Raw genomic sequence first — 25,133 nt, 5'->3', positions numbered from 1 at the left:
CTGCGCGCCGCCCCCGCCGGTCGGGACACGCCTCGACCGTTCCTCCGGCGTCTCCCGTTCCCGGCCGGGGGAGTCCTCGTCAACCCGCTGACCGGGGCCGGGAGGTGTGACTAGGCTGGTCCCGAATGCTGTCGGGAGGAGATCGGTCAGTGGCAGTGAACAGCGGAACGGACACGGAGCCCGCGGGCGTGCAGCCGGAGCTGGCGCCGAGCGGGAAGCCCAGGGTGGACTTCACCGGGGCGGAGTGGTTGTGCAGCAGCCAGGGTGTCGGGGACGTCCAGATCGCCTTTGTGGACGGGTACATCGGGATGCGGGACGGTCGTCAGGAGGACGGGCCGGTCCTGGTCTTCACGCCGGCTGAGTGGCGGGCCTTCGTGCTCGGCGCGCGGGACGGCGAGTTCGACCTCACCTGAGCCACGGGCGGAGCGGCCCCCGGCACGGCCGGGGGCCGCTCCGCGGGCGATCCCGTCGGGACCGGACATCACAACTGATGATCCATTGAGCGTGCGCCGTCAGAATTTCTGTTGACTGTTAGACAAACGCAGCTCAGAGTATTGAGCACAGGCAGACGCCGTGCCCACCGCCCCCACGCGGCCAGACACGGCGCCTGCTGTGCGGCCCGGCAGCAATGCCAGGCCATCCTCCCAGTCATCCCCTGCGCACCGGGGTGCGTCGGCCGGTCCCGGCCCCGTAAAGGGCCGGCAGTCGCCGGGAGGCTGGCGCCGAAACCGAGAGCGACTCGGATTCGGCACCGACGCTCGGGACCCGCACGCCCCCACGCGGCGGTGTCCCGAGCAGATCCACGGGAGCGACGGGCCGGGGCCCCGCGGATCTGGCTTGTGATGCATGGAACTGTTGGCTTGTGTGTTCGTGCTGTTTGCGATGACGAAGCTGGGTGCTCGGCAGTTCGGCACGAAAAGTGCACAGTGAGGGAAACGCGTGTAGGGCCGCGTTGCGACGTGCCGTCCCCCCGGAGGGTGAAACCCAGAACGGCTGTCGTGCTGAACCGAACGTAGCCCGGACGGTTGCTCAGAGTCAACATTGGTCTCTGAGCGTCGATCTCCCGGCCACCCCCCGTCGGTGCCCCACCCACCTCGCGAACGCGGTGTGCCGGACACGTACGATGTTCCCATGTCTTTTCTCCGCCGTCGCTCCGGACAGCCCGCCGGCCCGGACTTCGACGTGCTCGCGATGGACCCGGGTGACTGGCCCGGCGACTTCGGTGCGGCCATGATGACCGGCCCGGACGGCTCCTGCCAGGGGATCTTCCTGCGCTACGACCTGTTCGGCGGCAGAGGCCCGGCGATGTTCATCGGCAACCTCCCCGAGGGTTCGCCCGCCCGGGAGACCGGCGACGACGTGCCCTTCGAGGTGCGGCAGCTGCTCGCGGCGCTGGAGAACGACGAGCCGGTCGAGTTCGTCTCGGCCGAGGACTTTCCGGTCATGCTCGGGGACGACCTGCTGATCGTGAAGAAGGTCAAGGTCAGCGAGGAGCGGGTGTTCTGCGCCCAGTTCGGCCGCAGCGACGGCGTCCTGGTCACCATCGCGTCCTGGGACCGACCGATTTCGGACGACCTGTATCAGCTGCTGAAGCCGCTTCCGGCGGACATGTTCCAGCAGGGCTGACCGGCGCCCGCCCGGAGGGCGGACGCTGCTTGACGTTATCGATCAACGGTTCGTACAGTCGTGAACATGTCGTGCCGTCTCCCGCTGCTGACCCGCCGCAGACACCTGGATCTGCGGCGCACCGCCAGCGCGGCGTGTCCGGGCCGCTGAGGGGGATCCGTCCCCCGGCGGCGGTCGATCGGCCTGGTCCGGTCGGCGCCGAAACCCGGGGGCGGGCCGTGAACTGACCTCCGGGGCCGCCAGTCGGTACCGCGCGCCCGTACGGCGTGCCGCCCGCATTCGTCGAGCCCACGCTGCCGCCCGGAGGCACCGCATCATGACGACCCGCGCCGCCAACCGCCCGTCCTCCGATCGTTCGCCCGAGGACCGCCCGCCCGCCGAGCGTCCGACCGCCCGCCGGTCCCGGACGGCTCCGCTGCCGTCGATTTCCGGTCAACCCGGTTCCGGCCAACCGGAGTCCGGCCGCTCGGCTGCCCACACGGCCGGCCCGGCCTACGACCACTCGCCCGACCGCGAGGCCGTCGAGACCGCCCTGGCCGGGCTGCCCCGCGTGGTCGACCTGCTCGCCGCCCGCGCCGAGGAGCACGACCGCGACGCGACCTTCCCGTACCAGGGCATCGAGGCGGTCCACGAGGCCGGACTGCTCACCCTCACCGTCTCCCGCAAGTACGGCGGCCCGGGCGGCACGCTCGCCGACACCGTCCGGGTGCTGTCCCAACTCGGCCGGGGGGACGCCTCGGTGGCCGTGGTCACGGCCTTCACCCTGCTGCGGCACGCGGCTCAGGCCCGTCGCGCCGACTGGCCGACGGCCGGCTACCGGAGGCTGCTCACGGAGTCCCGGCGCGGTCCCGCGCTGGTCAACACGCTGCGGGCGGAGCCCGGCGCGCAGCCGGGCGAGCTGCCGCGGACGGTCGCCCGGCGGGACGGCGAGGGCTGGCTGCTGACGGGCCGGAAGACCTACTGCACCGGCGCCGAGGCGCTGGCCTGGATGGCGGTGACCGCGCGGACCGACGAGGCGGAGCCGAGGATCGGCACGTTCCTGGTCCGCGGCGAGAGCGAGGGCCTGGAGATCGATCCGACCTGGGACCAGCTCGGGTTGCGGGCCAGTGCCAGCCACGACGTGGTGCTGGACCGGGTCCGGGTGCCGGCCGACCTCGCGCTCGGCCTCGGCGGCCGTGAGCCGCGGAACGGCGCGGAGGCCGAACTCTCCCGCGCCTGGCACGATCTGGCCCTGTCCGCGGTGGCGATCGGCGTCGCCCGCGCCGCCGAGTCCTGGCTGGTCCGCTTCCTCAGCCAGCGCACCCCGGCCAACCTGACCGAACCGCTCGGCACCCTGCCCCGCTACCGCTGCGCCCTCGGCGAGATCGAGGCCCAGCTGATCGGCGCCGAGGAACTGGTCGATGGCCTGGCGCCCCGGGTGGACCGGGGCGAGCCGGACGCCGTCGCCCGGACCGGACCGGCCCACCTGCTGGCCACCCGGGCCGCGACGACGGCGGTCCAGCAGGCCGTCGCCCTCACCGGGAACCCCGGCCTGAGCCGGCGCCACCCGTTGGAGCGCTACCTGCGGGACGTGCTCAGCAGCCGGGTGCACCTGGCGTCGGACGAGACCGTCCTGGAAGCCGCCGGCCGGGCCGCCCTGGAGCGCGGCGCCCGGCCGTAGCACGGTGGTGCTGCCGGTCCGGCGGGTTCAGCGGGTTCCGACCGCGGCCCGGACGGCCCGGCGGGCGAGCGCCGCGTCGTCGTAGAGCCGGCGGATCATGATCCGCTGCTCCTCGCCGGCGCCCGGCACGTCGTACAGCCGGATCTCCCGCATCAGCACCAGCACCAGGTTCACCAGGAACGCGTCCCGGGCCAGCGTGCCGCCGCTCTGGGCGAGTTGGCTGATCTGGCGGCGCGCCGCGGTGTCCCCGGAGAGCACGCTCCACAGCACCGCCAGGTCGTACCCGGGCAGGTACCAGCCGGCCTGCTCCCAGTCCACCAGGACCGGGCCGGACGGCGCCAGCAGCATGTTGCTGAGCAGGGCGTCGCCGTGGCAGAGCTGCAGGGGGGCGCGGCCGAGGCCGTGCAGCAGGCCGCGCAGGTCGCCGGCGTCCCGGTCGGTGAGCTGGCCCACCGAGTGGTAGCGGGCGACCTCCCACTGGTAGTCCATGCGGGGCTGGAACACGTCGGTCGGCGGCCGCCACAGGTTCAGCGTCCGGACGGCGGTGAGCAGCGCCCGCACCTCGCCCGGGGTGGGCGCGTTGACCGGGTGGCGCTCCCGGGCGGCCGGACGGCCGGGGACGCGCTCCATGACCAGCACGCAGCGGTCGTGGTCGGCCGCGACCAACCGGGGCAGCCGTACCGGCGGGCGGTGCCGGACGAACGCCCGGTACACCGCGACCTCGTGGTGGAAGTCGGCCACCAGCTGCTCGAAGTACTCACTCCGCACCGCCTGCGGCGCAAGGCACTTGGCGACCACCGGGGCCCGCCCGATGGTGCCCGCCACCAGGATGTGGCGGCTGCCCTCGCGCAGCACCTGGCGCGGGGTGAACGCTGGACATATCCGCGCGATGCTCGCCAGCGCGGCCCGGACCGACGGGGTCTGCAGCGCCGACGGATCGATCCGCTCGGGCCCGCCGGGCGCGCCGGGCCGCCGGGCGCGCAGCACCTGCCCGTCGGCCTGGCGGGCGAGCGGGAGCCGGCTGCCCACCGGCGGAGCGGTCTCGGGGCCGCGCAGCCCGAGCGCGGTACGGCCGGTCGGACCCGACGCGGTGCGGCCGGCCGGGACGACCCGGGCGTCCGTGGCCCGCCCGTCGACGCCGCGCGGGGCCACCGGACGGCTCGCGGGGGGAGCCTGCTTGGGGCCTGGTCGGCCGGTGGCTGCGGTGGGGGGGCGCAGCGCGGCGCGGGGCGCGGTCGGCGTGGGGGTCGTCGCTGAGGAGTACATGGGCTGAGGGTGGTCCCTTCCGGTCCGTCGGCGGGTGCGGCCCCGCGGGGGCGGGGGAGGGCCGGTGCCGTGTGCTTCCGGGCGTGACGGCGGCCCTGCGGGTGGTGCGGTGCGGTACGGCGGGGTGGTGCGCGGGCGCCGGGCACGGACGCGGGGTCAGGACCCCTGGTTCGGCTGTGCTCCAGCCGTCCGCACCCTGGGGAATGCGGTCGGCCGGACTGCCGTGGCCGTGCCCGGCGCTCCCGCGCCACCCGGCCGCGCCACCCCCTCGGGTGAGGACCGGGAGCGTCCCGTGACACCGTCGGGGGACCGCCCCGACGCTGGTGGGACACCGCCCGACCCGGGGGGCGAGGTGGCGCACCCCTACAACACACCCGTCGGGCACTGGCTTAGTAGTCTGGCGGGCCCTGGCGAACGGTGGCGAATGCTCGCCTGGCACTTGCCGGAGCCTCTAGCCTCGAAGGAGCCGAGGAACCTGGGGGCTTCGTTGAGCAGGGAACCCAACACCCGACTCGCCGATCTGTTCGTCCTGACCGGATGGTCGAAGGGCGAGTTGGCGCGGCTGGTCAACCGTCGGGGTGCCGCGATAGGGCAGACGCACCTGTCCACCGACACGTCGAGGGTACGGCGTTGGATCGAGCAGGGGGAGATCCCGCGCGATCCGGTGCCGAGGGTGCTGGCGGCCGTGTTCACGGAGCGGCTCGGCCGTGTCGTCACCACTGAGGACCTCGGTCTGGAACGACACCGGCCCACCAGGTCCGGAGCGGAACCGTCCGCAGCAGTGCCATGGTCGCCGGGTCGAACAGCCGCGGTCCTCACCGAGTTCACGGGAATGGACCTCATGCTGAACCGACGTGGATTGATGGGCGCCGGAGCCGCGCTCACGGCCGGGGCGGTCATCGCCGACTCGCTGAAGGGCTGGCTGGGCGGGGACGCGGTCGCGTACGCGGCCTCCGTGCCCGGGCCCCGACAGGTGGTCACCGGGGGCGGGGCGCGCCCGGTGGTGGATGTGTACGACGCGGGCCCGGTGGGGCTCGACGAGGTGGAGTCGCTGGAGCGCTCGGTGCAGGTCTTCCGGGCCTGGGACGCGGCCCGCGGCGGCGGATTGCAGCGCAAGGCGGTGGTCGGTCAACTCAACGAGGTCGGCGGTCTGTTGACGCACCGACACGCGCCCGTCGTGGAGCAGCGGCTGTGGCTGGTGGCGGCCAACCTCGCGGTGCTGGCGGGCTGGATGTCGCACGACGTGGGCCTGGAGCCCACCGCCCAGCGGTACTTCGTGATCGCGGCCGAGGCCGCCCAGGCGGCCGGTGACCGGCCGCGGGCCGGCGAGGCGATCTCCCGGGCCGCGCGGCAGATGGTGCACCTGGGCCGGGCCGACGACGCGCTCGACCTGATGTCGGCGGCCAAGGCGGCCGGTGGCGAGCTGGTGCCCAGAACGCGCGCCATGCTGAACACCGTCGAGGCCTGGGCGCACGCGTCGATCGGGCACTCGCAGGACACCTACCGGTTGCTCGGCGAGGCCGAGGATCTGTTCGCCGAGGGGTCGCCGGAGCCGCCGCCGTCCTGGATGCAGGTGTTCGACGAAGCCGAACTGCGCGGCATGCAGGCCCTGGTGCTGCGCACGCTGGCCGAGCACGACCCGGCGGCGGCGCCCAGGGCCCGCAGGCACGCGGAGCGGGTGATCACCCTGCGCGAGGGCACCGGGCAGCTGCGGTCGGCGCTGTTCGACCGGATCACGCTGGCCTCGGTGCACCTGATCACGGGCGAGCCGGACGCGGCGGAGCTGCAGGCCAAGATGGCGATGAACCTGATCGGCCAGAACTCCTCGCACCGCACCTGGGACCGGCTGCGCGAGATGTACCGGTTGACCGCGGCGTACCGGGGGCTGCCGGTGGTGGACGAGCTGCGCGCCGAGCTGGGCCGGGAGCTACGGGCGGCGGACGCCAAGAACCGGCCGCGGCTGACGTGAGGGCGCGGGCCCGGGCAGGGGCCGGGGGTCAGTCCGGCGGTGCCGGGCGGAGCAGCATGCGCAGCGCGGTGACGGTGCCGTCCGCGCCGAGGACGGGCTCGCCCGCGTACTCGACGCTGCGGTGCCGTCCGCCGGGCCGGCGGATCCGCAGGGTGCCGGCGGCGACGCGGCCGTGCACCAGGGCGTCGGTCATCATCCGGCGCAGCAGTGGCCGGTCCGCCTCGGGGAGGCGGTCGGGCAGCCGGTCGAGGCTGAGCGGGCCGTGGTCGGGGTCGCACCCGAGGAGGAGGTAGGTCTCCGCGTTCCAGTGGATGCCGTCGGTCAGCAGGTCCCATTCGGCGGAGCCGAGGACGCTGCGGTCGTCGCCGCGGTCGATCCGGTGGTCGTTGTCGCGGTCGTTCCTTCGGTCGTTCACGCGGTCGTCGCTGTGGTCGTTCCTGTGGTCGTCGCCGGCGCCGCCGAGGTAGGGGCCGGACGACTGCTGTGCTGTGCCGTCCACGCTGCCGTCCGTTCCGCTGCCGGCGTCCTCGCCGGAGCCGTCCGCGCCCGCCGGGGCGCCGTCCACCGTGGCGGTGCCCGGCGGGCGGGCGGCACCTAAGGGCATGTTCATGACGAGTCCATCGCTCGGGTGGGGCCCGCCACGTGCGGGTCGTTCGGATAGTGAGAAGACTGTCGCACAGCGTTCTCACCCCCGTGGGCGATTTGGACAGATCGCAGGCAAAATTCCCCTGGCATATGCCACTGTGGCAGGAGGCTTCGTCGCCCTGTGTGCGGAAGCCTGCCCGAGGCGGTAACCTTCGGTGATTCCGGCGCCCGGGCGCCCACCGCAGTACCCACCAGAGCCCCCGGCGACGGAAATCCCGTTGCCACTACGACCGCCGCAACGGATGCTGACCTCATGTTCGAGCCAGTGATAGCACCCAGCGCCAGCCTCCTAGGCCTCCTGCAGCGAGGCCGTGGTGACGGGCAGCTCCACGCGCTGGCCGCCGACCGCGCCGAGGCCATCGCCGCGCTGGAGGAGTGCGTCACCAGGGATCCGCGAGCCGACTGGCAGGTCGAGAACCGCTCCCTTTACTACGCCCGCCTCTACATGGAGCTCGAGGCCCCCCTCGACGGCATCGAGGACCACCTCCACTCCGCCGAGGACCTCGTCACCGACGACGAGAGCCGCACCGGCCTCGCCCTCTCCGTCCTGGGACACCTCGCCGCATACGGCCGGCGCGACGCGCTGCTGATGCTGCGCGAGTACACCGCCACCGGCGCCAACTGGGCCTGGGCCCTCGACGAGCTCGCCCTGCGCGACGACGACCGCGGTCTGCTGCTGCTCGGCACCGCCGTGCTGGACCACTTCCCGCCCGGCCCCGAGGGCGACGCCGAACTGCGCGAGTTCATCCGCAACGCGTACGAGCCCCGGCCCTGGCGGCTGTGGGCCGCCTACCACCCGAGGGTGGCCGCGGCCGTCGAACAGTCACCCTTCGACCTGTGGCAACGCCAGGTCAACCGCAGCGGCGTCACCCCGGGCTGGTCCACCGCCGACGTGCTGGCCTGGGCCGACCAGGGCGACCTGGGCGGCCTCGGCGCGGGCGCCTTCCTCGGCCGGCCCGACGCCCGCCCGGAGCCCCCGCGCGGCAGCGACTCCCCGACCGGCCCCGACGCGGTGGACCGCCGCGCCGCGGCGGCCGCCCGCTGCCTGACCGCCGTCGTCCGGCCCGAGGACCGTCCGGCGGTGCTGGAAGCGGCCCGCGACGGCCTGCCCGGCGCCCGCCGCGCGGCCCTGCGCTACCTCGTCGAGCAGCGCGACCCGGCCGCCGTCGGGCTGATCGAGGCCGCCGCCGCCGACGTGGACGACCGCATGGTCCGGGCCGCCCTCGAACTGCTCGGCCGGATGCGCGGCCCCGAGGTGCTGGCCCAGGCCCGCCGCTGGGCCGACCCGGCCGGCGGCGGCGCGGACAGCGCCCTCGGCGAGGCCGCCGTCCGACTGCTCGCCGACGCCGGGGAGCCGGCGGACGCACCGCTGGTGGTCGCCGGTCTGCGCCGCTGGATCTCCGTACGCGGGGTCGGCGGTACCGGGCTCGGCTCCCTGGTGGACGGTGCGGGGCGGCTGGCCGCCGCCGACGCCGTACCGGTCCTGCGCCACATCTACGGGGAGGCCGCCTCCTCGGAGCTGCGCGGCCGCGCCGCCCAGGCACTCGCCGCCACTGACGTGCACTTTCCCGAGGGGCCGGCCGTCGAGTGCCTCTGGGACTGCGAGGAGTCCACGCGTGAGCTCGCCGCGCGCCACGTCGCCACCACGGGCGACGCACGGGTGCTGGAGCGGTTGCGCAGGCTCGCCGCCGACCCGGCCGAGGAGGCCGAGGTCCACGCCGCCGTCCGCGGGCGGCTGACCGCCGCCCGGGAGTACGGGCGCTAGGTCCTCGCAACGCCAAGTGGGCCAGTGGGCCAGTGGGCCGGGACACCGTCGGGTGTCCCGGCCCACTGCTTTGCGGGGGCGCGGGCGTCTCCCGGCCGCGCGGTTGTGAAACGTGGTTCTACTTCACCGAGCCCGCGTCGGGGGCCAGGACGCCGCCGGCCACCAGCCCGATGATCAGGACGCCGAGCAGCACCCGGTAGACCACGAACGGGAGGAAGCTGTGGCTGGAGATGTACTTGAGGAACCAGGCGATCGCCGCGTAGCCGACCGCGAAGGCGATCGCGGTCGCCAGCACGGTCGGCCCCCAGGCCGGGGCCGGTCCCTCACCGATCTTGAACAGCTCCAGCGCCCCCGAGGCGAGCACCGCCGGGATCGCCAGCAGGAACGAGTAGCGCGCCGCCGCCTCCCGGCTGTAGCCGAGCAGCAGGCCCGCGCTGATCGTGCCGCCGGAGCGGGACACGCCCGGGATCAGCGCCAGCGCCTGGGCCAAGCCGTAGACGCCCGCGTGCGGCAGCGTGAGGTCGGTGATCGGACGGGCGCGGCGGATCGCGCGGGTGCGGTCGGCGAAGGCCAGGACCAGACCGAAGACGATCAGTGTGGTGCCGATGATCCGCAGGTCGCGCAGATGGGTCTCGATGGAGTCCTGGAACAGCTTGCCGAGGATGCCGATCGGCAGCGTGCCGATGATCACGAACCAGCCCATCCGGGCGTCCGGATCCGAGCGCAGCGCCGGGCGGAACAGCGACAGTGCCCAGGTCCTCACGATCGAGGCGATGTCCCGGCGGAAGTAGATCAGCACCGCCGTCTCGGTGCCTAGCTGGGTCACGGCCGTGAAGGCCGCGCCCGGGTCGTCCCAGCCCAGCAGCGCGGAGAAGACCCGCAGATGGGCGCTGGAGGAGACCGGCAGGAACTCGGTGAGCCCCTGGATCAGGCCGAGGACGGCCCCGTGGAACCAGTCGATCACCGGGCACCCGCCGGGGGTATCCGTCGGGCATGGGGCAGGGACGGCATGGGCGGCGGCATGGGCGGGTCCTCGCGGGTCGAAGGGCGTGCGGACGACCGCGACCCGCCCGGCCCGCAGGCCGCGCACGCGGGCCCGGCGCGCGGCCGATGGTACGGGGTGAAAGTGACAGTTCTTTGTCCACCCTTTGTCCGGCCTTTGCGCGCAGGGCCCCCCGCCTACCGGACGGGCCGCGCCCGCGCCCAGGTGTGGTCCTCCGTCAGATACCGCTCGACCGCCAGGCCGGCGTCCGCCAGCGCCTGCTCGAAGGCCCCGGTGCTGAGCGGGCGGGACAGGAAGGTCTGCGTCCAGACGCCGTCCGGGAAGACGTACTCGCAACGGACGGAGTTCACGCCGTCGCCGACCGGCGTGGCCGAGACCAGCCGGGACCACGCGTCGGGGCCGATCGGGGTCTCGCGGGGCACGTTCCGGTGCCAGTCCTCGCCCTCGCGCTGCACCAGCACGCAGCCGGCCTCGGCGACGTGCCGGCGGCAGGTCTCCAACAGGCCCTGGCGGACGGCCACCTCGCCGGCGTGCACCAGGAAGGAGGCGAGCAGGACGACGTCGAAGCGCTCGCCGAGGTCCAGCTTCTCGATCGGGGCGCGCACCGTACGGACGTCCGCACGGACCCGGGCCAGCATGTCGGCGGACTCGTCCACGGCCGTGATCGAAGCCGCGGTCGGCCAGCGGGTGCGTCATCCGGCCGACGCCGCAGCCCAGTTCGAGGATGCTCGCGCCGGGCGGCACCGCGGCCTCGATCACGTCCGGGGCGTTGCCGACGGGGAGGCGGCTCCACACCTCGACCGCGCAGCCGTCGGGGGTGATCGCGCCGGCGCCCGTTCCGTCGTAGCCCGCGCGGCGCTCGCCGTTGCCGTGCGTTTCGTTGCCCATGGCGGTCATCGGAACACGGGTGGAGCGGGCGGGGAAGGGGCGGCTGGGCGGTTTCGGCCAGGTTGTCGGGCGGGTCAGGTGCGGGGAGCGCCGTCGAGTTCGGCCAGCGTCGCGTGCAGCCAGGCGAGTTCGGCCTCGGTGGTGGCGCGGGCGATCAGCAGCTGGCCGCGGCGGAACGGGTCGGTGAACTCCTCGGCGCCCAGCGGGCGGTCGCCGTCGTAGTAGAAGCTCGCCGGCTCGGAGAGGAAGGCCAGTCGGCGGCGGAGCACGGCGGCCTGGGCGGCGGGGTCGTCGAGGTGGCGCAGGAAGGCGAGCAGGGTGAACCAGCGGTTCTCGTCGCTGATGTCGAGCGGTTCGGGCTCGCGCAGCCGGTCGAGCAGCGTGCTCCGGCCGGCTTCGGTGAGGTGCAGGGTGTGCCGGGGTGCGGCGGCGCTGCCGGGCTCGGTCCTGCGGGTGAGGAGTCCGGCGGTTTCCAGGCGCTTGATCGCCGGGTAGAGCGTGCCGTCGCTGATCGGCTGGACGTGTCCGGTTAGCGCGGAGAGGTGTCGGCGCAGCTCGTAGCCGTGCAGCGGCCGGTCGTACAGGAACCCGAGGATCGCGAGCTTGACCATGGCGCCACTCTCTCATGTGCCGCCCTCGGTCCGATGGTATGTCGAATGCGTGATACCTCGGTGTCGAGGTATGGTCTCCGGCATGCCCGGACGGTGTCCCGGACGTCCGGTTTCCCCTGCAAGAGGAGTTCGCGCGATGCGCCACGCCCCGGTCACGCCGAACGGCGACCTGATCCGCTGGGTCGAACTGCCCGGCGCCGAGCCCGCCCGGCTCTACCTGCACGGCCTGGGCGCCACGTCGCCGGTGTACTTCTCCGCTGCCGCCGCCCATCCGCTGCTCGCCGGGCACCGTCCGCTGCTGCTCGACTTCCTCGGCTTCGGCATCAGCGACCGGCCGACGGACTTCGGGTACACGCTGGAGGAGCACGCCGACGCCGTCGCGGCGGCGGTCGGGGCGGCCGGTCTGCGCCGGGTCGAGGTGGTCGGCCACAGCATGGGCGGCGCGGTCGCCATCGTCCTCGCGCACCGGCACCCCGGGCTGGTCTCCCGGCTGGTCCTGGTGGACGCCAACCTGGACCGGATCGACCCCGACCGGCAGCGGCCCGGCAGCAGCGGCCTCGCGGGCTACACCGAGGCGGAGTTCCTGGCCGGCGGTCGGGAGGAAGTCGCCGAGCGGGTGGGCGCGTTCTGGTGGGCCACGATGCGGCTGGCCGGCCCGGAGGCACTCCACCGCAGCGCCCGCCACCTCGCCCGGGCGACGACGCCGACCATGCGCGAACTGCTGCACGGCCTCGACCTGCCGCGCACCTTCCTCCACCCGGCGGCGGACGGCGAACCGGCGGGCACGGAAGCGCTGCGCGCGGCGGGCGTACGGGTGGTCGCCGTCCCGGACTGCGGGCACAACATCATGCTCGACAATCCGGACGGCTTCGCGGCCGCCGCAGCGGAGGCGCTCGGGGCGAGCTGAACGGAACGGCCGACCTGCCGCCGCCGTGCCCGCTCATCGTTGCCGCGTGCCGCCGCCGCTCACCGTTCTCGCAGCGGCACGAACCGCACCGGTGTCCCCGGTCGGGCCTGCGCTGCGGCGGGGAGGTCGGCGGCCGGGACGACGCCGATCACCGGGTAGCCGCCGGTGGTCGGGTGGTCGGCGAGGAAGACCACCGGCTGCCCGTCCGGCGGGATCTGCACCGCGCCCACCACCATGCCCTCGCTGGGCAGTTCACCGTCCCGGGCGCGCGCGACCGCCGGGCCCTCGGTGCGCAGCCCGACCCGGTTGCCGGTGGAGGAGACCCGGTAGGCGTCGCGGCCGAGCCGGACCACCGCGTCCGGGGTGAACCAGTCCGCGCGCGGCCCGAGCCGCAGCCGCAGCACCAGTTCGGTCGGGGGAGCGGGCAGCGGCACCAGTTCGGGCCGGGCCCGGTACGGCGGTGGGTCGCCGACCGGCAGCCGGTCGCCGGCGCTCAGCGGGGCGGGCCCGAGGCCGGCGAGCAGGTCCGCGGAGCGGCTGCTCAGCACCGGTGGGACGGCGATCCCGCCCGCGACCGCCAGGTAGCAGCGCACCCCGTCGGTCGCCGTCCCCACGTCGACGACCGCCCCGTCCGGTACCACGACCGACGCACCCCACGCGGCCGCCCGTCCGTCCACCCGCACGGGCGCGGGCGCGCCGGTGACGGCGACCACCGTCGCGCCGACGGCCCGCAGGGCGACCCCGCCGAGCGTGGTCTCCAGGGCGGCGGCCCCCGGCTCGTTGCCCACCAGCCGGTTCGCCGCGCGCAGCGCCGGTTCGTCCAGTGCCCCGGCCCTCGGCACTCCGAGGTGCGCGACACCGCGCCGCCCGAGGTCCTGGACCGTGGTCAGCGGCCCCGGCCGCACCACCACCAGCCCGCTCATCCCCGCCTCCTCATCCCGCCTCCTGGTTCGGCCGGTCGTCCCGGCACCGGGCCCGCGGAGCCCTCACGCCCGTCGCCACGCCCGCCCTCACGCCCGTTGCGCCGTGAACCGGACCCGGACCCCCGGGGACAGCAGGGCCGGGGGTTCGCGGTCGGTGTCCCAGAGGGGGAGCGCCGTGCGGCCGAGGAGCCGCCAGCCGCCGGGGGAAGGGTGCGGGTAGATGCCGGTGTACGGGCCGGCCAGGGCGACGGAGCCGGTCGGTACGGTGCTGCGCGGGGTGTCCCGGCGCGGCACCTCGTACTGGGCGGGCAGGCCGGTGAGGTAGCCGAAGCCGGGGGCGAAGCCGCAGAAGGCGACGACGTACTCGGGCTCGGTGTGGATGCGGACGGCCGCTTCCTCGGACACCCCCCACAGTGCGGCGACTTCGGCGAGGTCGGCGCCGTCGTAGACCGTCGGGACCTCCAGCAGCGGCCCGCGCGCCGTCTCGGCCGCCGTCGGACGGGCCGTGCGCAGCAGCCGAGCGACCGCGTCGACGTCCGCGACGCCGTCCAGCAGGACGGTGCGGGCGGCCGGTACCAGCTCCTCGACCTCGCCGAGGGCTCCGGCCTCCTGTTGCTCGCGCAGCCATCCGTACAGCGACGTGACGTCGGCCGTCCCGGGGACTTCGACCAGCAGCGCCCGCTCGCCGACCCGCCGTACGGCGCGGGCCGTCACGTGAACGCCTCGACCCGGACCCCGGCGGAGGCCAGGGCGCCGCGCACCCGCCAGGCGAGCTGGGCGGCGCCGGGGGTGTCGCCGTGGACGCAGAGCGAGCGGGCTTCGACGGCGATCCGCTCGCCGCCGATGGCCTCCACGGCGCCGTCGCGGGCGATGGCGACGGCCCGGGTGATCACCGCCTCGGGGTCGTGCACCACCGCACCGGCCTCGCGGCGCGGGACGAGGGTGCCGGTGCGGGTGTACGCGCGGTCGGCGAACGCTTCGGTGACCACCGGGAGTCCGACGCCCTCGGCGACCTCCAGCAGCCGGGAGCCGGGCAGGCCGAGTACGGGCAGCGGCCCCTCGCAGACCGCGCCGGCCCGCAGCACGCCGGCCACGACGGCTTCGGCCTGGTCGGAGTCGGAGACCACCCGGTGGTAGAGGGCGCCGTGCGGTTTGACGTAGGAGACCTTGGATCCTGCGGCGCGGGCGAAGACCTGGAGTGCGCCGATCTGGTAGGCGATCTCGTCGGCGAGTTCCTCCGGCGGGACGTCCATGGCGCGGCGGCCGAAGCCGGCGAGGTCGCGGTAGGAGACCTGGGCGCCGATCCGGACACCGCGTTCGGCGGCCAGCGCGCAGACCCGGCGCATCGTGGACGGGTCTCCGGCGTGGAAGCCGCAGGCGACGTTGGCGCTGGTCACCACGGACAGGAGTGCTTCGTCGTCGGTCAGGGTCCAGCGCCCGAACCCCTCACCGAGGTCCGCATTGAGATCGATCACCGCATCGGCCACGCCCGTCCGCCTCCCAGCAGCTGTTGAGCCAGATGGTAGGGCCTGTGAGTGAAGGCCGTTGTCCGCGGCCCTGGCCCCGGCGGGCCCCGCGGCGTGCGAGCCGACCCGCACGCCCCAGGGTGGCGCCACGAGGGCGTGCGGGCCGAGGTGACTCGGGCGCGTGGCTCAGCGCGCGGGCTGCGGCTCCGGGAAGGAACGTTCCAGCGGACGCAGCGCCCGCAACACGATCAGCAGAGGGATGACGCCGAAGACGCCGAACGACATGTCGATGAGTCGCCACACCGGCGGGATGCCCCGGAGCGGCCCGCAGATCAGCGCCAGTGGGATGACGGCCCCGCAGGCGAGCGCCGCCCAGCGGATCACCCAGATGTTGCGGACGGGGTCCTTGAGCGGCCCCCAGAAGGCGGCGCCGATCACCAGGTGGGCGAAGGCCAGCCAGTCGGTGCCGTAGGCCAGGAAGGGGTAGTGCCGGTTGGTCTCGGTGACGCCTTCGTGGACCCGTTCGAACCACGCTGTCGCGGCGGGGAAGTGGTCGCTCAGCGGGGCGGCCGGCCCGGTCGCGAAGTCGACCAGCCAGCGGGTCTCGGTCTCCAGCGGGAAGGCGGTCAGGCCGCTGAGCACCAGGCAGGCCAGGAAGAACCACAGCCGGCGCCGGACCTTGCGGAGGATGGCCGCCGTGACCTCGGGGTCGTCGTCCATGTCGCGAAACCTCCATGCCGAAGAACGGGCGGGGTCTTGTCCCGCCTGCGCGGAACCGACTCTAGACCCTTCTTTTGAACGTGTTCAACTCGCCGTGGAGGTCGGGTGCGGCGCCGGCTCCGCCGCCTTCCGCGCCCGGGAACGCGACGGTGTCCGGGAACACGACGGTGCCCGGGCGCCGAAGCACCCGGGCACCGAAAGCGGTGGCACTACGCCGTATGGCGGCAGCGCTACGCCGTATAGGTGTACGTCACCGGCGCGCTGGTCCCGCCCGCCGTGGTGACCGTGACGCCCACCGGCCCAGGCTGGGAGCCCGCCGGGGCGGTGGCCGTGCAGAAGGACGGGCCGCAGGAGACGTGCGCCGCCGGCACCCCGCCGAACGCGACCGTCCCGTACGTGAGGTTGCTGCCGATCACGTTCACCCGGGTGCCGCCGGCGACCGGACCGCCGGTGGGGCTGAGGCTGGTGACCGCCGGGGCGGGCGGGGCCGGGGGTGCGGCGCCGGTGTAGTCGAAGCCCGTCGGCGCGACGGCGTTGCCGCCGGGCGTCACCACGCTGACGGCGGCGGTGCCCGAGCCGCCGGGCGTGGTCACCGTGCAGGCGGTGTCGGTGCAGCTGCCCGCCGCCGGGACGCCGCCGACCAGCACCATGCCGTGGGCGAGGCTGCTGCCGCTGACGGTCACCGCGGTGCCGCCCGTGCCCGGGCCGGTGGTGGTGGCGAGGCCGGTGACGGCGGGCGCGGACTGGACGGTCGGCGGCAGGTAGCCGCCGGCGCCGAGGTCGTAGCGGGAGACGTGGCCGGTCGGGTCGGTGTCGTTCGGGTTGGCGGCCGTCACCGTGATCACGCCGGCGATCGGCACCCCGGGCGTGGTGCGCAGGTTGAGCTTCATGAACTCGCTCTTCCCGACCACCCGGGTGCCGGTGAGGACGGCCTCCAGGTGGCGGCCGTCGGGCGAGAGCGTCTCGGTGAAGGTGTAGTCGTACGGCGTGGAGTAGAACTGGGCGCCGTCGGTGGTGACGCCGGGCGGCAGGTCGACGGTGAAGTGCGTCGGGCCGGTCAGGTCCGCGCTCCCGGCGGACACCCAGCTCGCCGACATGGTGCCGGAGGTGAAGAACCCGCCGGGGTAGTTCCCGCTCTGCGACACGGTCACGTGCTGCGCGGAGGTCGACGGTGTGGCGGCCGGTGTGGCGGCCGGCGTGGCCGCGGCGCCGGTGGCGCCGGTGGCGAGGGTGGTCACGGACAGCGCGGCGGCAAGGCCCGCTTTGGCCAGTCGGGTGATCATTGGTCGATCATCACCGAACCGACGCGCAGCCCCCACGGGTTTATCGAATACCGGTTCGAGAATGGCGGAATACCGTCGAAACCGCGTTCCGGACGAACCCCCCGAAGTGCCTCCCACCTGCTCCGCACCGGCCGCTCCGGGTGCCCACAAGGGCCGTTTCGGTCGATGTCGGTGCGAACCTCTAATCTTGTCCTCCGTGACCGCCATCGCAGACCCGACCACCGGGCCCGGCCTCCGACCGTCCGCCGGCCCGGCCGCCGCGCGCCCCGCGCCCGGCCCCGCCGCCGACGAGGGCCTGGCCCGCCGGCTCAAGGCGCTGGCCTGCACCGCCCCCCTGCACGACCTCGACAACCGCAAGGTCAACCTGGCGGGCGAGTACGGCGGCTATGCGATGGCCGAGGTCGGCCTCGCCGCGATCGACCTGGTCACCCTGCACATGGACTTCGACACCGGGGCCGACCGCGAGATAGTCCTCGCCCGCCTGCTGCCCCGGGTCGCCGCCCAGGCCGTCGGCCGCCCCACCGCCGAGCACGAGCGGGTCGCCCGCTGGGTGCTGGAGTCGCTGATCAACGTCGGCAGCGTGGACCGCGGCTTCCGCGCCGTCTACGGCACCTTCGGCGCCGACGGCGCGTACGTGCGCCGCGACTACGACTTCAAGCTGATCGAGGAGGTCCCCGGCCCCGACGGCGGCGTCTACCTGCGCACCACCGACGAGGCGGTCAACGTCCTGGTCGGCGCGCTCGACACCGACGTCACCTCGGCCCAGATCGCCGCCGAGGTCAAGCTGGAGGTGCTGATCCGCCGCGGCCGCCTGGCCGACGCCCAGCTCGCCGCCGAGCAGGCCCGCTACCGCACCGTCCAGTACACCGAGACGCTGCGCCGCGCCCTCGACGCCACCCGCCGCAACGTCCGGGCGGTCGACTGGATGCGCACCGTCCCCGACCTCATCGAGGAGGCGCTGGACCACATCGCCGACCGCTACCGGCACGAGAACGCGATTCTCACCAACATCCGCAAGGCCCGTGACGAGGCTGAGCCCCACACGGCCGAAGGCGCCGAGCACAAGCGCCGCGCCGCCGAGCTGCTCGACATCGTCAAGGACTGCATCCGCCGCCACACGAAGCTGCAGACCCGTCTGCTGGAGGCCGGCCCGCTGTTCCGCGCCGAGCAGGACCGGCAGGCCTTCGCCGCCCCCGGCGCCCGCAGCGGCATCGACCTGTACGGGCAGCTGCTCGCCCCCCTGCTGCGGCTGCCGGTCGAGCAGGCCGTCCGCCCCACCGACGCCTTCTTCGCCCGCGGAGCGGGGCTGCGCACCCCGGCTTCCGTCCGGGTCGCCGACCTGGTCGAGCTGCTGCTCACCCCGCCGGTCGAGCGCGAGCACCTCGGCGCCGAGCTGCCCGACCCGGACCTGGTCGCCACCCCCGACGACAGCCGGTTCTCCGAGGCCCAGCTGGAATCCGCGCTGGTCCTGCTCGACCTGCCCCCGGACGCCCCCCGCCGGCTCTCCGGCCTGCTCGCCGACGCCCGCAAGCAGGACCCGGAGCTGCCGTACCTGGTCGCCCTGCTCGCCGTGCACGCCGCGAGCCCTCCGGTCGGCACCGCCTACCGCCAGGGCGAGGAGCGGCTGCTGTTCGCCGTGGACGACGGCACCGCGCTGCACGACCCGGAGTTCGGCGGCGCCGACCTGATCGTCGGCAGCGCCCTGCTCGACGCGGCCGGCATGGCCGCCGACCGCAAGGACGCCGGCTGACCGGCCGGCCCACCCGAGCTCCGGCCCGTCCGAGCTCCGGGACACACGAGCTCCGGGACACCACATTGACCGACCGCAAGCACCGCGCCACCCCCGAGGAGTACCGCCCGTGACGACCCACCACGACACGTCCTGGGCGGCCGAGACCGAACCCGCGGCCCCGGCACCGATCACCCCGGCCGACGTCGCCGACGCCGCCCGGCTGGTCTCCTTCGGCCTCCAGGCCAAGCTGCTGCCCGCCCGGGACGCCGAGTACGCCGAGCTGGTGCGCCGCCACCGCGAGGACCCGCCGTTCGCCCGGCTCGCCGACGCCATCGCCACCGGCATGGGCCTGGTCGTCCTGGAGGTCTCGCCGCGCGCCGGCATGGCCGTCGCCGCCGCCGAGGACTCGCTGTTCGCCGTCCGGATGGGCGACTACTCGCGCCGCGCCGCCTCCGAGTCCACCGACCGCTTCCTGCACGGCCTGGCCCACCTGGCCGTCGCCGCGATGGCCTTCCCCCGACCCGAGGACCTCGCCGACGACACCTACCTCGGCCGGATCACGGTCAACGGCATCGACTCCTTCGTCCGCCAGGCCTGCCGCCGCCTGGAGGAGCAGGCCGACGCCGAGGGCGCCAACACCGACCCGCAGTCCGACGCCCCCGGCCTGGAGGCCGCCTGGCGGGTCTGGGCCCGGCGCACCGCCACCGGCGCCACCAAGGACGCCCGCCGGCTGTCCGGCTCCACCATCGGCATCGTCGCCAAGGCCGTGATGTTCCTGGTCGAGTCCGGCTTCCTGCAGAAGGTCTCCGACGACTCCGGCGGCACCTATCGCACCACCGCCCGCTACCAGCTCCAGGTACGCGACCTGGCGGGCAGCGCCGCCATGGCCGAACTGCTCGACCTGGGCGTCGTCCCGGTCTCCGACGGCACCGCCAGCCTGCTGCCGCCGGACACCGGCGACGAACTGGTCGCCGACGCGGGCCTGCCGTTCCACTCGCTCTGAGAACCGGATCCACCCGCGCCGAGAGTCGGATCCACCGGCTCCGCGCCAGCGCCCACCCACCCCTCCCGCCACGCAAGCCACGGAGAACCGCCGCACATGTACGAGCTCAACCGGGTCCGCCTCTACTCGATCGGACCGGCCGGCGCCCGATACGCCGACACGGTGCTCGACCTGCGCGGCGTCGGCGAGCCTGTCGCCGACCCGGCCCCGCAGCAGATCGGCCTGTTCGGCGAGGAGCCCGACGGCCCGGTCCGCCGCCCCGCCCCGGCCGGCGTGCTCTTCCTGGAGAACGGCGGCGGCAAGTCCGTCCTCCTCAAACTGATCTTCTCGGTCATGCTCCCCGGCCACCGCAACACCCTCGGCGGCGCCAGCTCCGGCGTGCTGCGCAAGTTCCTGCTCGCCGACGACTGCGGCCACGTCGCCCTGGAGTGGCAGCACACCGTCACCGGTGAGCCGATCGTGGTCGGCAAGGTCAGCGAGTGGCGCGGCCGCCAGGTCTCCTCCGACCCGCGCAAGTTCGCCGAGACCTGGTACTCCTTCCGCCCCGGCCCCGGCCTCACCCTCGACTCGCTGCCGGTCGCCGAACGGGTCAGCCTGGCCGGCGACCAGAAGGCCCGCGGCCGCCGCCGCACCATGAAGGGCTTCCGCGACGCCCTCACCGAGGCCGGCAAGGCCCACCCCCACCTCGACCTGGTCTTCGAGGACGGCCACGACCGCTGGACGGAGCACCTCGGCGAACTCGGCCTCGACCCCGAACTCTTCCGCTACCAGCGCGAGATGAACGCCGACGAGGGCGAAGCGGCCGGCCTCTTCGCGGTCAAGCACGACAGCGACTTCACCGACCTCCTGCTGCGCGCCGTCACCGACACCCGGGACACCGACGGCCTCGCCGACCTCGTCCACGGCTTCGCCGCCAAACTCGGCCGCCGCGCCGAACTCACCGCCGAACGCGACTTCACCGCCGGCTCGCTGGAGCTGCTGGAACGCATCGCCGAGGCCACCACCGCCCGCGAAACCGTCCGCGAGGTCCACCGCACCGCCGAGCGCCGCACCCGCCGCCTCGCCCACGCCCTCGGCTCCCGCGCCAGTGCCGAACGCGACCGCGCCCAGGACCTCGCCATCGAGGTCGCCGCCGCCGCGAGCGCCGTCACCGCCGCCGAGGCCGACCGCACCCGGCACACCCTGATCGCCGACGAACTCACCTACCGGTACGCCACGCTGAGCCTCACCGCGGCCACCGCCGAAGCCGCCGCGCTGCGCCGCGAACTCATCGACGCCCGCACCCTGCACGCCGCCTGGCAGGCCGCCGAGGCGGTGCTGCGCCAGCGCGCCGCCGCCGACCGGGTCGCCCGGGTCGCCGCCGCCATCCGCGAGGCCGAGCTGGACGCCGCCCCCGCCCTCGCCGCCCGCGCCCTTGCCGCGACCGCCCTCGCCCGCGCCCTGGAGGCCGCCGCAGCGGCCGCCGAGTCCCGCGCCGACACCGAGGAGCAGCGCGCCGGCGAGCTCCAGGAGGACGGCGCCAAGGCCCAGTCCGACGCCACCGAGGCCGCCACCGCCGCCCAGAAGGCCCGCAGCGAGGCCGACCACCTGCGCCAGCGCCTCGCCGAGGTCGAGCAGGAGACCGAAGCCGCCGTCGCCGCCGGCTTCATCGACGCCGACGGCGACGTGGACCCGGCCCGCGCCGCGCTGCACGCCGCCGACGTCGAGCAGGCCGCCGCCGCCGCACTCGCCCAGGCCCGTACGGTCGCCGAGGCCGCCGCCGCCCGGCTGCGCGAATCCGCCGCCGCCACCGGCCGCGCCGAACTCGCCGCCGAACGCGCCGGGGACTCCCGCAAGGCCGCCGCCCGGGCCCTCGCCGCCGAACAGCGCACCGCCGCCCTCCTCGCCACCGAGCAGCGCCTCGCCGACCTGCTCTCCCTGACACCCGCCCCCACGGACTGGAGCGAGGACGGTTCGGGTGCCGAGGAGGACGCCGGCTTCCTCACCCCCGCCGTCCTCGACCGCAACGCCGAGTACCTGCGCGAACTCCTCGACGAGGCCATCGCCACCGCCGAGCGCACCCTGTTCGACCTGCGCACGGCCGCCGCCGACGACGCCCGCATCCTCGCCGCCCTCGGCGACGGCGGCCTGCTGCCGCCCGGCCCGGACGTGCTGGCCACCGTCGAGTACCTCGCCGAGCACGGCATCCCGGCCCTGCCCGGCTGGCGCTACCTCGCCCAGTCCGTCGACCCGGCCGACCACGACGCGATCCTGGCCGCCCGCCCCGAACTGGTCGACGGCGTGGTCGTCACCGACCCGGACTCGCTGGAGCGCGCCCGCGAGGCCGTGCAGGCCGCCGCCCTGCTGCCGCGCTCCACCGTGGCCGTCGGCGCCGCGGCCTCGCTGATCGCCCCCATCACCCAGCCCGACGGCCCCGCCTCCTACCCCTTCTTCGTCGTACCACCGAACCCGGCCATGCACGACGAGTCCGCCGCCGACGACGAGCGCCGCGACCTGCGCGCCCGGGCGAGCGCCCGCGAGGAACACATCCGCGAACTCGCCGCCCGCCTCGGCGCCGACCGCGCCCTCGCCGCCCGCCTCGCCTCCTGGCACGCCAGCTGCCCGCCCGGCACCCTCGCCGAACTCGCCGCCGCCGCCGAGGCCGCCCGCGCCCACGCCGAACAGGCCGCCGCCACCCTGGCCACCCTGCGCGCCGACCACGACGAGGCCGAGACCGACCACGCCGCCGCCGCCTCCGCCCACGAGGAGCACCGCGAGCGCGCCCAGCGCGCCCGCCGCCGCGCCGACGCCCTCTCCGGCCTCGCCTTCCGCCTCCGGGAGCGCGCCAACTGGAGCCGCCGCCAGCGCGAACTCGCCGAGGACGCCGCCGAGTGCGACCGCCGCCAGGCCCTGTGCGCCGAACGCGCCCGCACCTGCGACGAGGACCGCCGCGCCGCCCAACGCGCCGCCGACGACGCCCGCCGTACGGCCCGCGCGCTGCGCGCCGAACGCGCCGAGATCCCCGCCGCCGAGCAGAGCGACGAGCCCGCCGACACCGCCCCCGCCGCCCTGCCCGCCCTGCGCGAGGCCTACCGCGCCGCCTCCCAGCTGTACGAGAAGGTCGGCGTCGGCGCCGACCTGCGCGCCGAGCAGGCCCGCGCCGAGGGCGACGAGGCCGCCGCCGCGACCGAACTCGACCGCCTCACCAACAAGGTGCGCACCCGCGCCGAGGAACTCCTCGGCAGCCCCGACGGCGCCGACGGCCCGGCCCGCCAGGCCGCCGCCGCCCGGGCCGAGGAACTCGTCGCCACCATCGAGGCCCGCTCCGCCACCGCCAGCGAGCAGCTCGGCCGCCTGCGCGGCGAAGTCGAGCGCTCCGCCCCCACTGACGGCGAAGCGCACACCGAGCTGCCCGACGACCTCGTCCCCACCGACCCGGAGCACGCCCAGGCCCTGCTGCGCACCGCCGCCGGCCGCCTCGCCGAACGCCGCGAGGCCCTGGACGCCGCCCGCACGGCGCACACCGACCTGCAGCGCACCTTCGACACCGCCCAGTCCTCCGCCGCCGACTTCGACGAGCTGGCCGGCCAGCTGCGCGACGGCCTGCGCGACCACCAGGACGACCCGGACGACCCGGTCGAGCCGTACCTGGCCTCCCTCGCCGAGGCCCGCACCGGCGCCACCGAGGCCCGCCGCAGCCTGCGCACCGCCACCGGCGAGCTGTCCAGCGCCGAACTCGCCGTCCGCGACGCCTCCGACGCGCTCGTCCGGCACGCCAACGCCGCCCGCTTCGAGGCCGTCCGCACCCCCGCCCGCCAGCAGATCCGCGAACTGCCCGCCGCCGCGCTGCCCGAGCACGCCGCCGCCTGGGCCGCCGCCTTCGCCCCCCGGCTGCGCGTACTCACCGACGAACTCACCCAGTTGGAGAAGAACCGCGGCTCGATCGTGGACCGCCTGCGCGGCCTGGTCGAGTCCTCGCTCACCACCCTGCGCGCCGCCCAGCGCCTCTCCCGGCTGCCCGAAGGCCTGGGGGAGTGGTCCGGCCAGGAGTTCCTGCGGATCCGCTTCGAGGACCCGGACCACACCACCCTGGTCGAACGCCTCGGCGAGGTCATCGACGAGGCCACCCGCGCCGCCGTCAGGAAGAACAGCGACCTGCGCCGCGACGGCATGTCCCTGCTGCTGCGCGGGGTCGCCGCCGCGATCGGCCCCAAGGGCGTCAGCGTCGAGATCCTCAAGCCCGACGCGGTGCTGCGCGCCGAGCGGGTCGGCGTCGGCCAGATGTCCGACGTGTTCTCCGGCGGGCAGCTGCTCACCGCGGCCATCGCGCTGTACTGCACGATGGCCGCACTGCGCGCCAACGACCGCGGCCAGTCCCAACTGCGGCACGCCGGCACGCTGTTCCTGGACAACCCGATCGGGCGCGCCAACGCCACCTACCTGCTGGAGCTCCAGCGCGCCGTGGCCGACGCGCTCGGCGTCCAACTCATCTACACCACCGGCCTGTTCGACACCACCGCGCTCGCCGAGTTCCCGCTGGTGATCCGGCTGCGCAACGACGCCGACCTGCGGGCGGGCCTGAAGTACATCTCGGTCGAGGAGCACCTGCGCCCCGGCCTGCCCGCCGCCCAGGACCCGGACGGCCCCGCCATCCACGGCGAGATCACGGCCACCCGGATGTTCAAGCGCCCCGCGGAGGCTCCCGTCCAGCCGGCAGCGGAGATCCCCGCGCAGCAAGGGGCCGAGGTTCCCGAACGGCCGTGAACTGACTAGCGTGACCGCCATGCTGACGATCGCGCACCTCAGTGACATCCACCTCGGCCAGGTCCACCGCCGGGACGGCGGCAAGCGCGCCCGGCGGCGGGCCGAGCAGGTGATGGCGTACCTCGACGCCCTGCCCGGCCCGCTGGACGGGGTGCTGGTCACCGGCGACCTCGCCGACCACGGCCTGCCCGGCGAGTACCGGCAGGTGGCCGAGGCGTTGACCTCCCGGCACCCGGTACTCGTCTGCCCCGGCAACCACGACTCCCGGGTGCCGTACCGGGAGGTGCTGCTCGGCGAGGCCGCGGCGGAGGCCGCAGGGGAGGCGCAGGCGGCGAAGCAGGGGGAGGGGCCGGCGGCGGGGCCGATCAACCGCCTCCACCAACTGCCCGGCGCCGACGTGCTGATGCTCGACTCGTCGATACCCGGCCGGGACGACGGCCTGCTGGACGAGGAGACGCTGGACTGGCTGGATACCCGGCTCGCCGCCGGCCGCACCGACCTGCCCGCCCTGGTGGCCTTCCACCACCCGCCGGTCGAGCTGCACCTGCCGATGGTCGACGAGATCCGCCAGTTCGGCGAGGCCGACCTCGCGGGGGTGCTGCGCCGCCACCCCCGGGTGGCGGCCCTGCTCTGCGGCCACTCCCACACGGCTGCCGCGACCACTTTCGCGGGCCTGCCGCTGCTGGTCGCGCCCGGCGTGGTCTCCACCGTCACGCTGCCCTGCGAGGGCGGGGACGGCATCTCCTTCGACCAGCCGCCGATGCTCGCCTTCCACGTCCTGGACGGGGAGGGCCGGATCACCACCCACTACCGGGTCGTCCCGGTCGACTAGAAGTTCACTGAAAATCAGGGGTTCTGGCCCCGCGTCACTCGGTGTGGGGTCAGACTGCTGGTGTGCTGGGACAGTGGGATGGGGAGTTGGT

20 protein-coding genes and 1 pseudogene are annotated in these 25,133 nt (G+C 74.9%); 11 read left to right on the top strand and 10 right to left on the bottom strand.

Translation table 11 applies throughout. From position 1 onward, the window contains the following. Positions 1 to 188: 188 nt before the first annotated feature. The 4 genes from AC0B61_RS32235 (at position 189) to AC0B61_RS32220 (ending at position 3,286) form a co-directional block, all read left to right on the top strand. Positions 189 to 413, top strand: coding sequence for a DUF397 domain-containing protein (locus tag AC0B61_RS32235; RefSeq protein ID WP_471745333.1), 225 nt, complete (start codon positions 189 to 191; stop codon positions 411 to 413). Between the two features lie 718 nt (positions 414 to 1,131). Then, positions 1,132 to 1,626 (top strand): hypothetical protein, encoded by a 495-nt coding sequence (locus AC0B61_RS32230; protein ID WP_030058989.1) that lies wholly within the window; start codon positions 1,132 to 1,134, stop codon positions 1,624 to 1,626. A gap of 66 nt (positions 1,627 to 1,692) precedes the next feature. After that, entirely contained in the window at positions 1,693 to 1,776 is an 84-nt protein-coding gene (locus tag AC0B61_RS32225) for a putative leader peptide (RefSeq protein ID WP_350603588.1), read from the top strand. 166 nt (positions 1,777 to 1,942) lie between these two features. Continuing rightward, positions 1,943 to 3,286: an acyl-CoA dehydrogenase family protein gene (locus AC0B61_RS32220; protein WP_471745258.1), complete on the top strand. Its 1,344-nt coding sequence runs from the start codon at positions 1,943 to 1,945 to the stop codon at positions 3,284 to 3,286. Positions 3,287 to 3,313: 27 nt separating this feature from the next. Here AC0B61_RS32220 and AC0B61_RS32215 read toward each other — a convergent pair whose 3' ends face one another. Beyond that, positions 3,314 to 4,552, bottom strand: a complete 1,239-nt coding sequence (locus tag AC0B61_RS32215; protein ID WP_471745256.1) for an aminoglycoside phosphotransferase family protein — start codon at positions 4,550 to 4,552, stop codon at positions 3,314 to 3,316. A 487-nt stretch (positions 4,553 to 5,039) separates the two neighbouring features. Between AC0B61_RS32215 and AC0B61_RS32210 the strand changes: the two genes are divergently transcribed. After that, positions 5,040 to 6,521, top strand: coding sequence for a DNA-binding protein NsdB (locus AC0B61_RS32210; protein ID WP_471745254.1), 1,482 nt, complete (start codon positions 5,040 to 5,042; stop codon positions 6,519 to 6,521). A gap of 28 nt (positions 6,522 to 6,549) precedes the next feature. Here AC0B61_RS32210 and AC0B61_RS32205 read toward each other — a convergent pair whose 3' ends face one another. Beyond that, positions 6,550 to 7,131 (bottom strand): PAS domain-containing protein, encoded by a 582-nt coding sequence (locus AC0B61_RS32205; RefSeq protein WP_471745252.1) that lies wholly within the window; start codon positions 7,129 to 7,131, stop codon positions 6,550 to 6,552. 288 nt (positions 7,132 to 7,419) lie between these two features. Between AC0B61_RS32205 and AC0B61_RS32200 the strand changes: the two genes are divergently transcribed. Continuing rightward, entirely contained in the window at positions 7,420 to 8,931 is a 1,512-nt protein-coding gene (locus tag AC0B61_RS32200; protein ID WP_471745250.1) for a HEAT repeat domain-containing protein, read from the top strand. 118 nt (positions 8,932 to 9,049) lie between these two features. On the opposite strand, the gene AC0B61_RS32195 is transcribed toward AC0B61_RS32200, so the two are convergent. From AC0B61_RS32195 to AC0B61_RS32185, 3 genes and pseudogenes are all read right to left on the bottom strand, one after another. Beyond that, positions 9,050 to 9,892 (bottom strand): undecaprenyl-diphosphate phosphatase, encoded by an 843-nt coding sequence (locus AC0B61_RS32195; RefSeq protein ID WP_471745331.1) that lies wholly within the window; start codon positions 9,890 to 9,892, stop codon positions 9,050 to 9,052. Positions 9,893 to 10,110: 218 nt separating this feature from the next. Further along, positions 10,111 to 10,822: pseudogene (locus tag AC0B61_RS32190) on the bottom strand (class I SAM-dependent methyltransferase). 74 nt (positions 10,823 to 10,896) lie between these two features. Further along, complete coding sequence (locus AC0B61_RS32185) at positions 10,897 to 11,433, bottom strand: PadR family transcriptional regulator (RefSeq protein WP_471745248.1); 537 nt, start codon at positions 11,431 to 11,433, stop codon at positions 10,897 to 10,899. 136 nt (positions 11,434 to 11,569) lie between these two features. Between AC0B61_RS32185 and AC0B61_RS32180 the strand changes: the two genes are divergently transcribed. Continuing rightward, positions 11,570 to 12,340 carry an alpha/beta fold hydrolase gene (locus AC0B61_RS32180; protein ID WP_471745247.1) on the top strand — a complete coding sequence of 257 codons (771 nt, stop codon included), beginning with the start codon at positions 11,570 to 11,572 and terminating at the stop codon, positions 12,338 to 12,340. Positions 12,341 to 12,399: 59 nt separating this feature from the next. Here AC0B61_RS32180 and AC0B61_RS32175 read toward each other — a convergent pair whose 3' ends face one another. From AC0B61_RS32175 to AC0B61_RS32155, 5 genes are all read right to left on the bottom strand, one after another. Continuing rightward, a complete protein-coding gene (locus AC0B61_RS32175; protein ID WP_471745245.1) occupies positions 12,400 to 13,263 on the bottom strand; it encodes a 5-oxoprolinase subunit C family protein in 864 nt (287 codons plus the stop codon). 87 nt (positions 13,264 to 13,350) lie between these two features. Next, positions 13,351 to 13,977 (bottom strand): 5-oxoprolinase subunit PxpB, encoded by a 627-nt coding sequence (pxpB, locus tag AC0B61_RS32170; protein ID WP_471745243.1) that lies wholly within the window; start codon positions 13,975 to 13,977, stop codon positions 13,351 to 13,353. Continuing rightward, the gene (locus AC0B61_RS32165; RefSeq protein WP_471745329.1) at positions 13,974 to 14,738 is read right to left on the bottom strand and encodes a LamB/YcsF family protein; all 765 of its coding nucleotides are present in this window, start codon (positions 14,736 to 14,738) and stop codon (positions 13,974 to 13,976) included. The genes pxpB and AC0B61_RS32165 overlap by 4 nt, the downstream gene beginning before the upstream one ends. Positions 14,739 to 14,915: 177 nt before the next feature. Continuing rightward, entirely contained in the window at positions 14,916 to 15,449 is a 534-nt protein-coding gene (locus tag AC0B61_RS32160) for a hypothetical protein (RefSeq protein ID WP_471745241.1), read from the bottom strand. Between the two features lie 230 nt (positions 15,450 to 15,679). Then, complete coding sequence (locus AC0B61_RS32155) at positions 15,680 to 16,732, bottom strand: IPT/TIG domain-containing protein (protein WP_471745239.1); 1,053 nt, start codon at positions 16,730 to 16,732, stop codon at positions 15,680 to 15,682. A 196-nt stretch (positions 16,733 to 16,928) separates the two neighbouring features. Between AC0B61_RS32155 and AC0B61_RS32150 the strand changes: the two genes are divergently transcribed. The 4 genes from AC0B61_RS32150 (at position 16,929) to AC0B61_RS32135 (ending at position 25,042) form a co-directional block, all read left to right on the top strand. Then, entirely contained in the window at positions 16,929 to 18,482 is a 1,554-nt protein-coding gene (locus AC0B61_RS32150) for a hypothetical protein (protein WP_471745237.1), read from the top strand. 109 nt (positions 18,483 to 18,591) lie between these two features. Further along, a complete protein-coding gene (locus AC0B61_RS32145) occupies positions 18,592 to 19,467 on the top strand; it encodes a hypothetical protein (protein WP_471745235.1) in 876 nt (291 codons plus the stop codon). 96 nt (positions 19,468 to 19,563) lie between these two features. Then, positions 19,564 to 24,210, top strand: a complete 4,647-nt coding sequence (locus AC0B61_RS32140; protein ID WP_471745233.1) for a hypothetical protein — start codon at positions 19,564 to 19,566, stop codon at positions 24,208 to 24,210. Positions 24,211 to 24,229: 19 nt separating this feature from the next. Further along, a complete protein-coding gene (locus tag AC0B61_RS32135) occupies positions 24,230 to 25,042 on the top strand; it encodes a metallophosphoesterase (protein ID WP_471745231.1) in 813 nt (270 codons plus the stop codon). Positions 25,043 to 25,133 lie beyond the last annotated feature (91 nt).

The sequence above is a fragment of the Kitasatospora sp. NPDC023385 genome (assembly GCF_055664045.1).
Note: the sequence above shows the minus strand (reverse complement) of the source record. Positions and strands in the feature narration are given on the sequence as shown.

Excerpts from the sequence above, each read along its gene's own strand:
- AC0B61_RS32185 (WP_471745248.1), bottom strand. The coding sequence starts at position 11,433 with ATGGTCAAGCTCGCGATCCTCGGGTTCCTGTACGACCGGCCGCTGCAC.
- AC0B61_RS32180 (WP_471745247.1), top strand. The coding sequence starts at position 11,570 with ATGCGCCACGCCCCGGTCACGCCGAACGGCGACCTGATCCGCTGGGTC.
- AC0B61_RS32215 (WP_471745256.1), bottom strand. The coding sequence starts at position 4,552 with ATGTACTCCTCAGCGACGACCCCCACGCCGACCGCGCCCCGCGCCGCG.
- AC0B61_RS32160 (WP_471745241.1), bottom strand. The coding sequence starts at position 15,449 with ATGGACGACGACCCCGAGGTCACGGCGGCCATCCTCCGCAAGGTCCGG.
- AC0B61_RS32200 (WP_471745250.1), top strand. The coding sequence starts at position 7,420 with ATGTTCGAGCCAGTGATAGCACCCAGCGCCAGCCTCCTAGGCCTCCTG.
- AC0B61_RS32135 (WP_471745231.1), top strand. The coding sequence starts at position 24,230 with ATGCTGACGATCGCGCACCTCAGTGACATCCACCTCGGCCAGGTCCAC.
- AC0B61_RS32205 (WP_471745252.1), bottom strand. The coding sequence starts at position 7,131 with ATGAACATGCCCTTAGGTGCCGCCCGCCCGCCGGGCACCGCCACGGTG.
- AC0B61_RS32140 (WP_471745233.1), top strand. The coding sequence starts at position 19,564 with ATGTACGAGCTCAACCGGGTCCGCCTCTACTCGATCGGACCGGCCGGC.
- AC0B61_RS32230 (WP_030058989.1), top strand. The coding sequence starts at position 1,132 with ATGTCTTTTCTCCGCCGTCGCTCCGGACAGCCCGCCGGCCCGGACTTC.
- AC0B61_RS32175 (WP_471745245.1), bottom strand. The coding sequence starts at position 13,263 with ATGAGCGGGCTGGTGGTGGTGCGGCCGGGGCCGCTGACCACGGTCCAG.
- AC0B61_RS32220 (WP_471745258.1), top strand. The coding sequence starts at position 1,943 with ATGACGACCCGCGCCGCCAACCGCCCGTCCTCCGATCGTTCGCCCGAG.
- AC0B61_RS32225 (WP_350603588.1), top strand. The coding sequence starts at position 1,693 with ATGTCGTGCCGTCTCCCGCTGCTGACCCGCCGCAGACACCTGGATCTG.
- AC0B61_RS32155 (WP_471745239.1), bottom strand. The coding sequence starts at position 16,732 with ATGATCACCCGACTGGCCAAAGCGGGCCTTGCCGCCGCGCTGTCCGTG.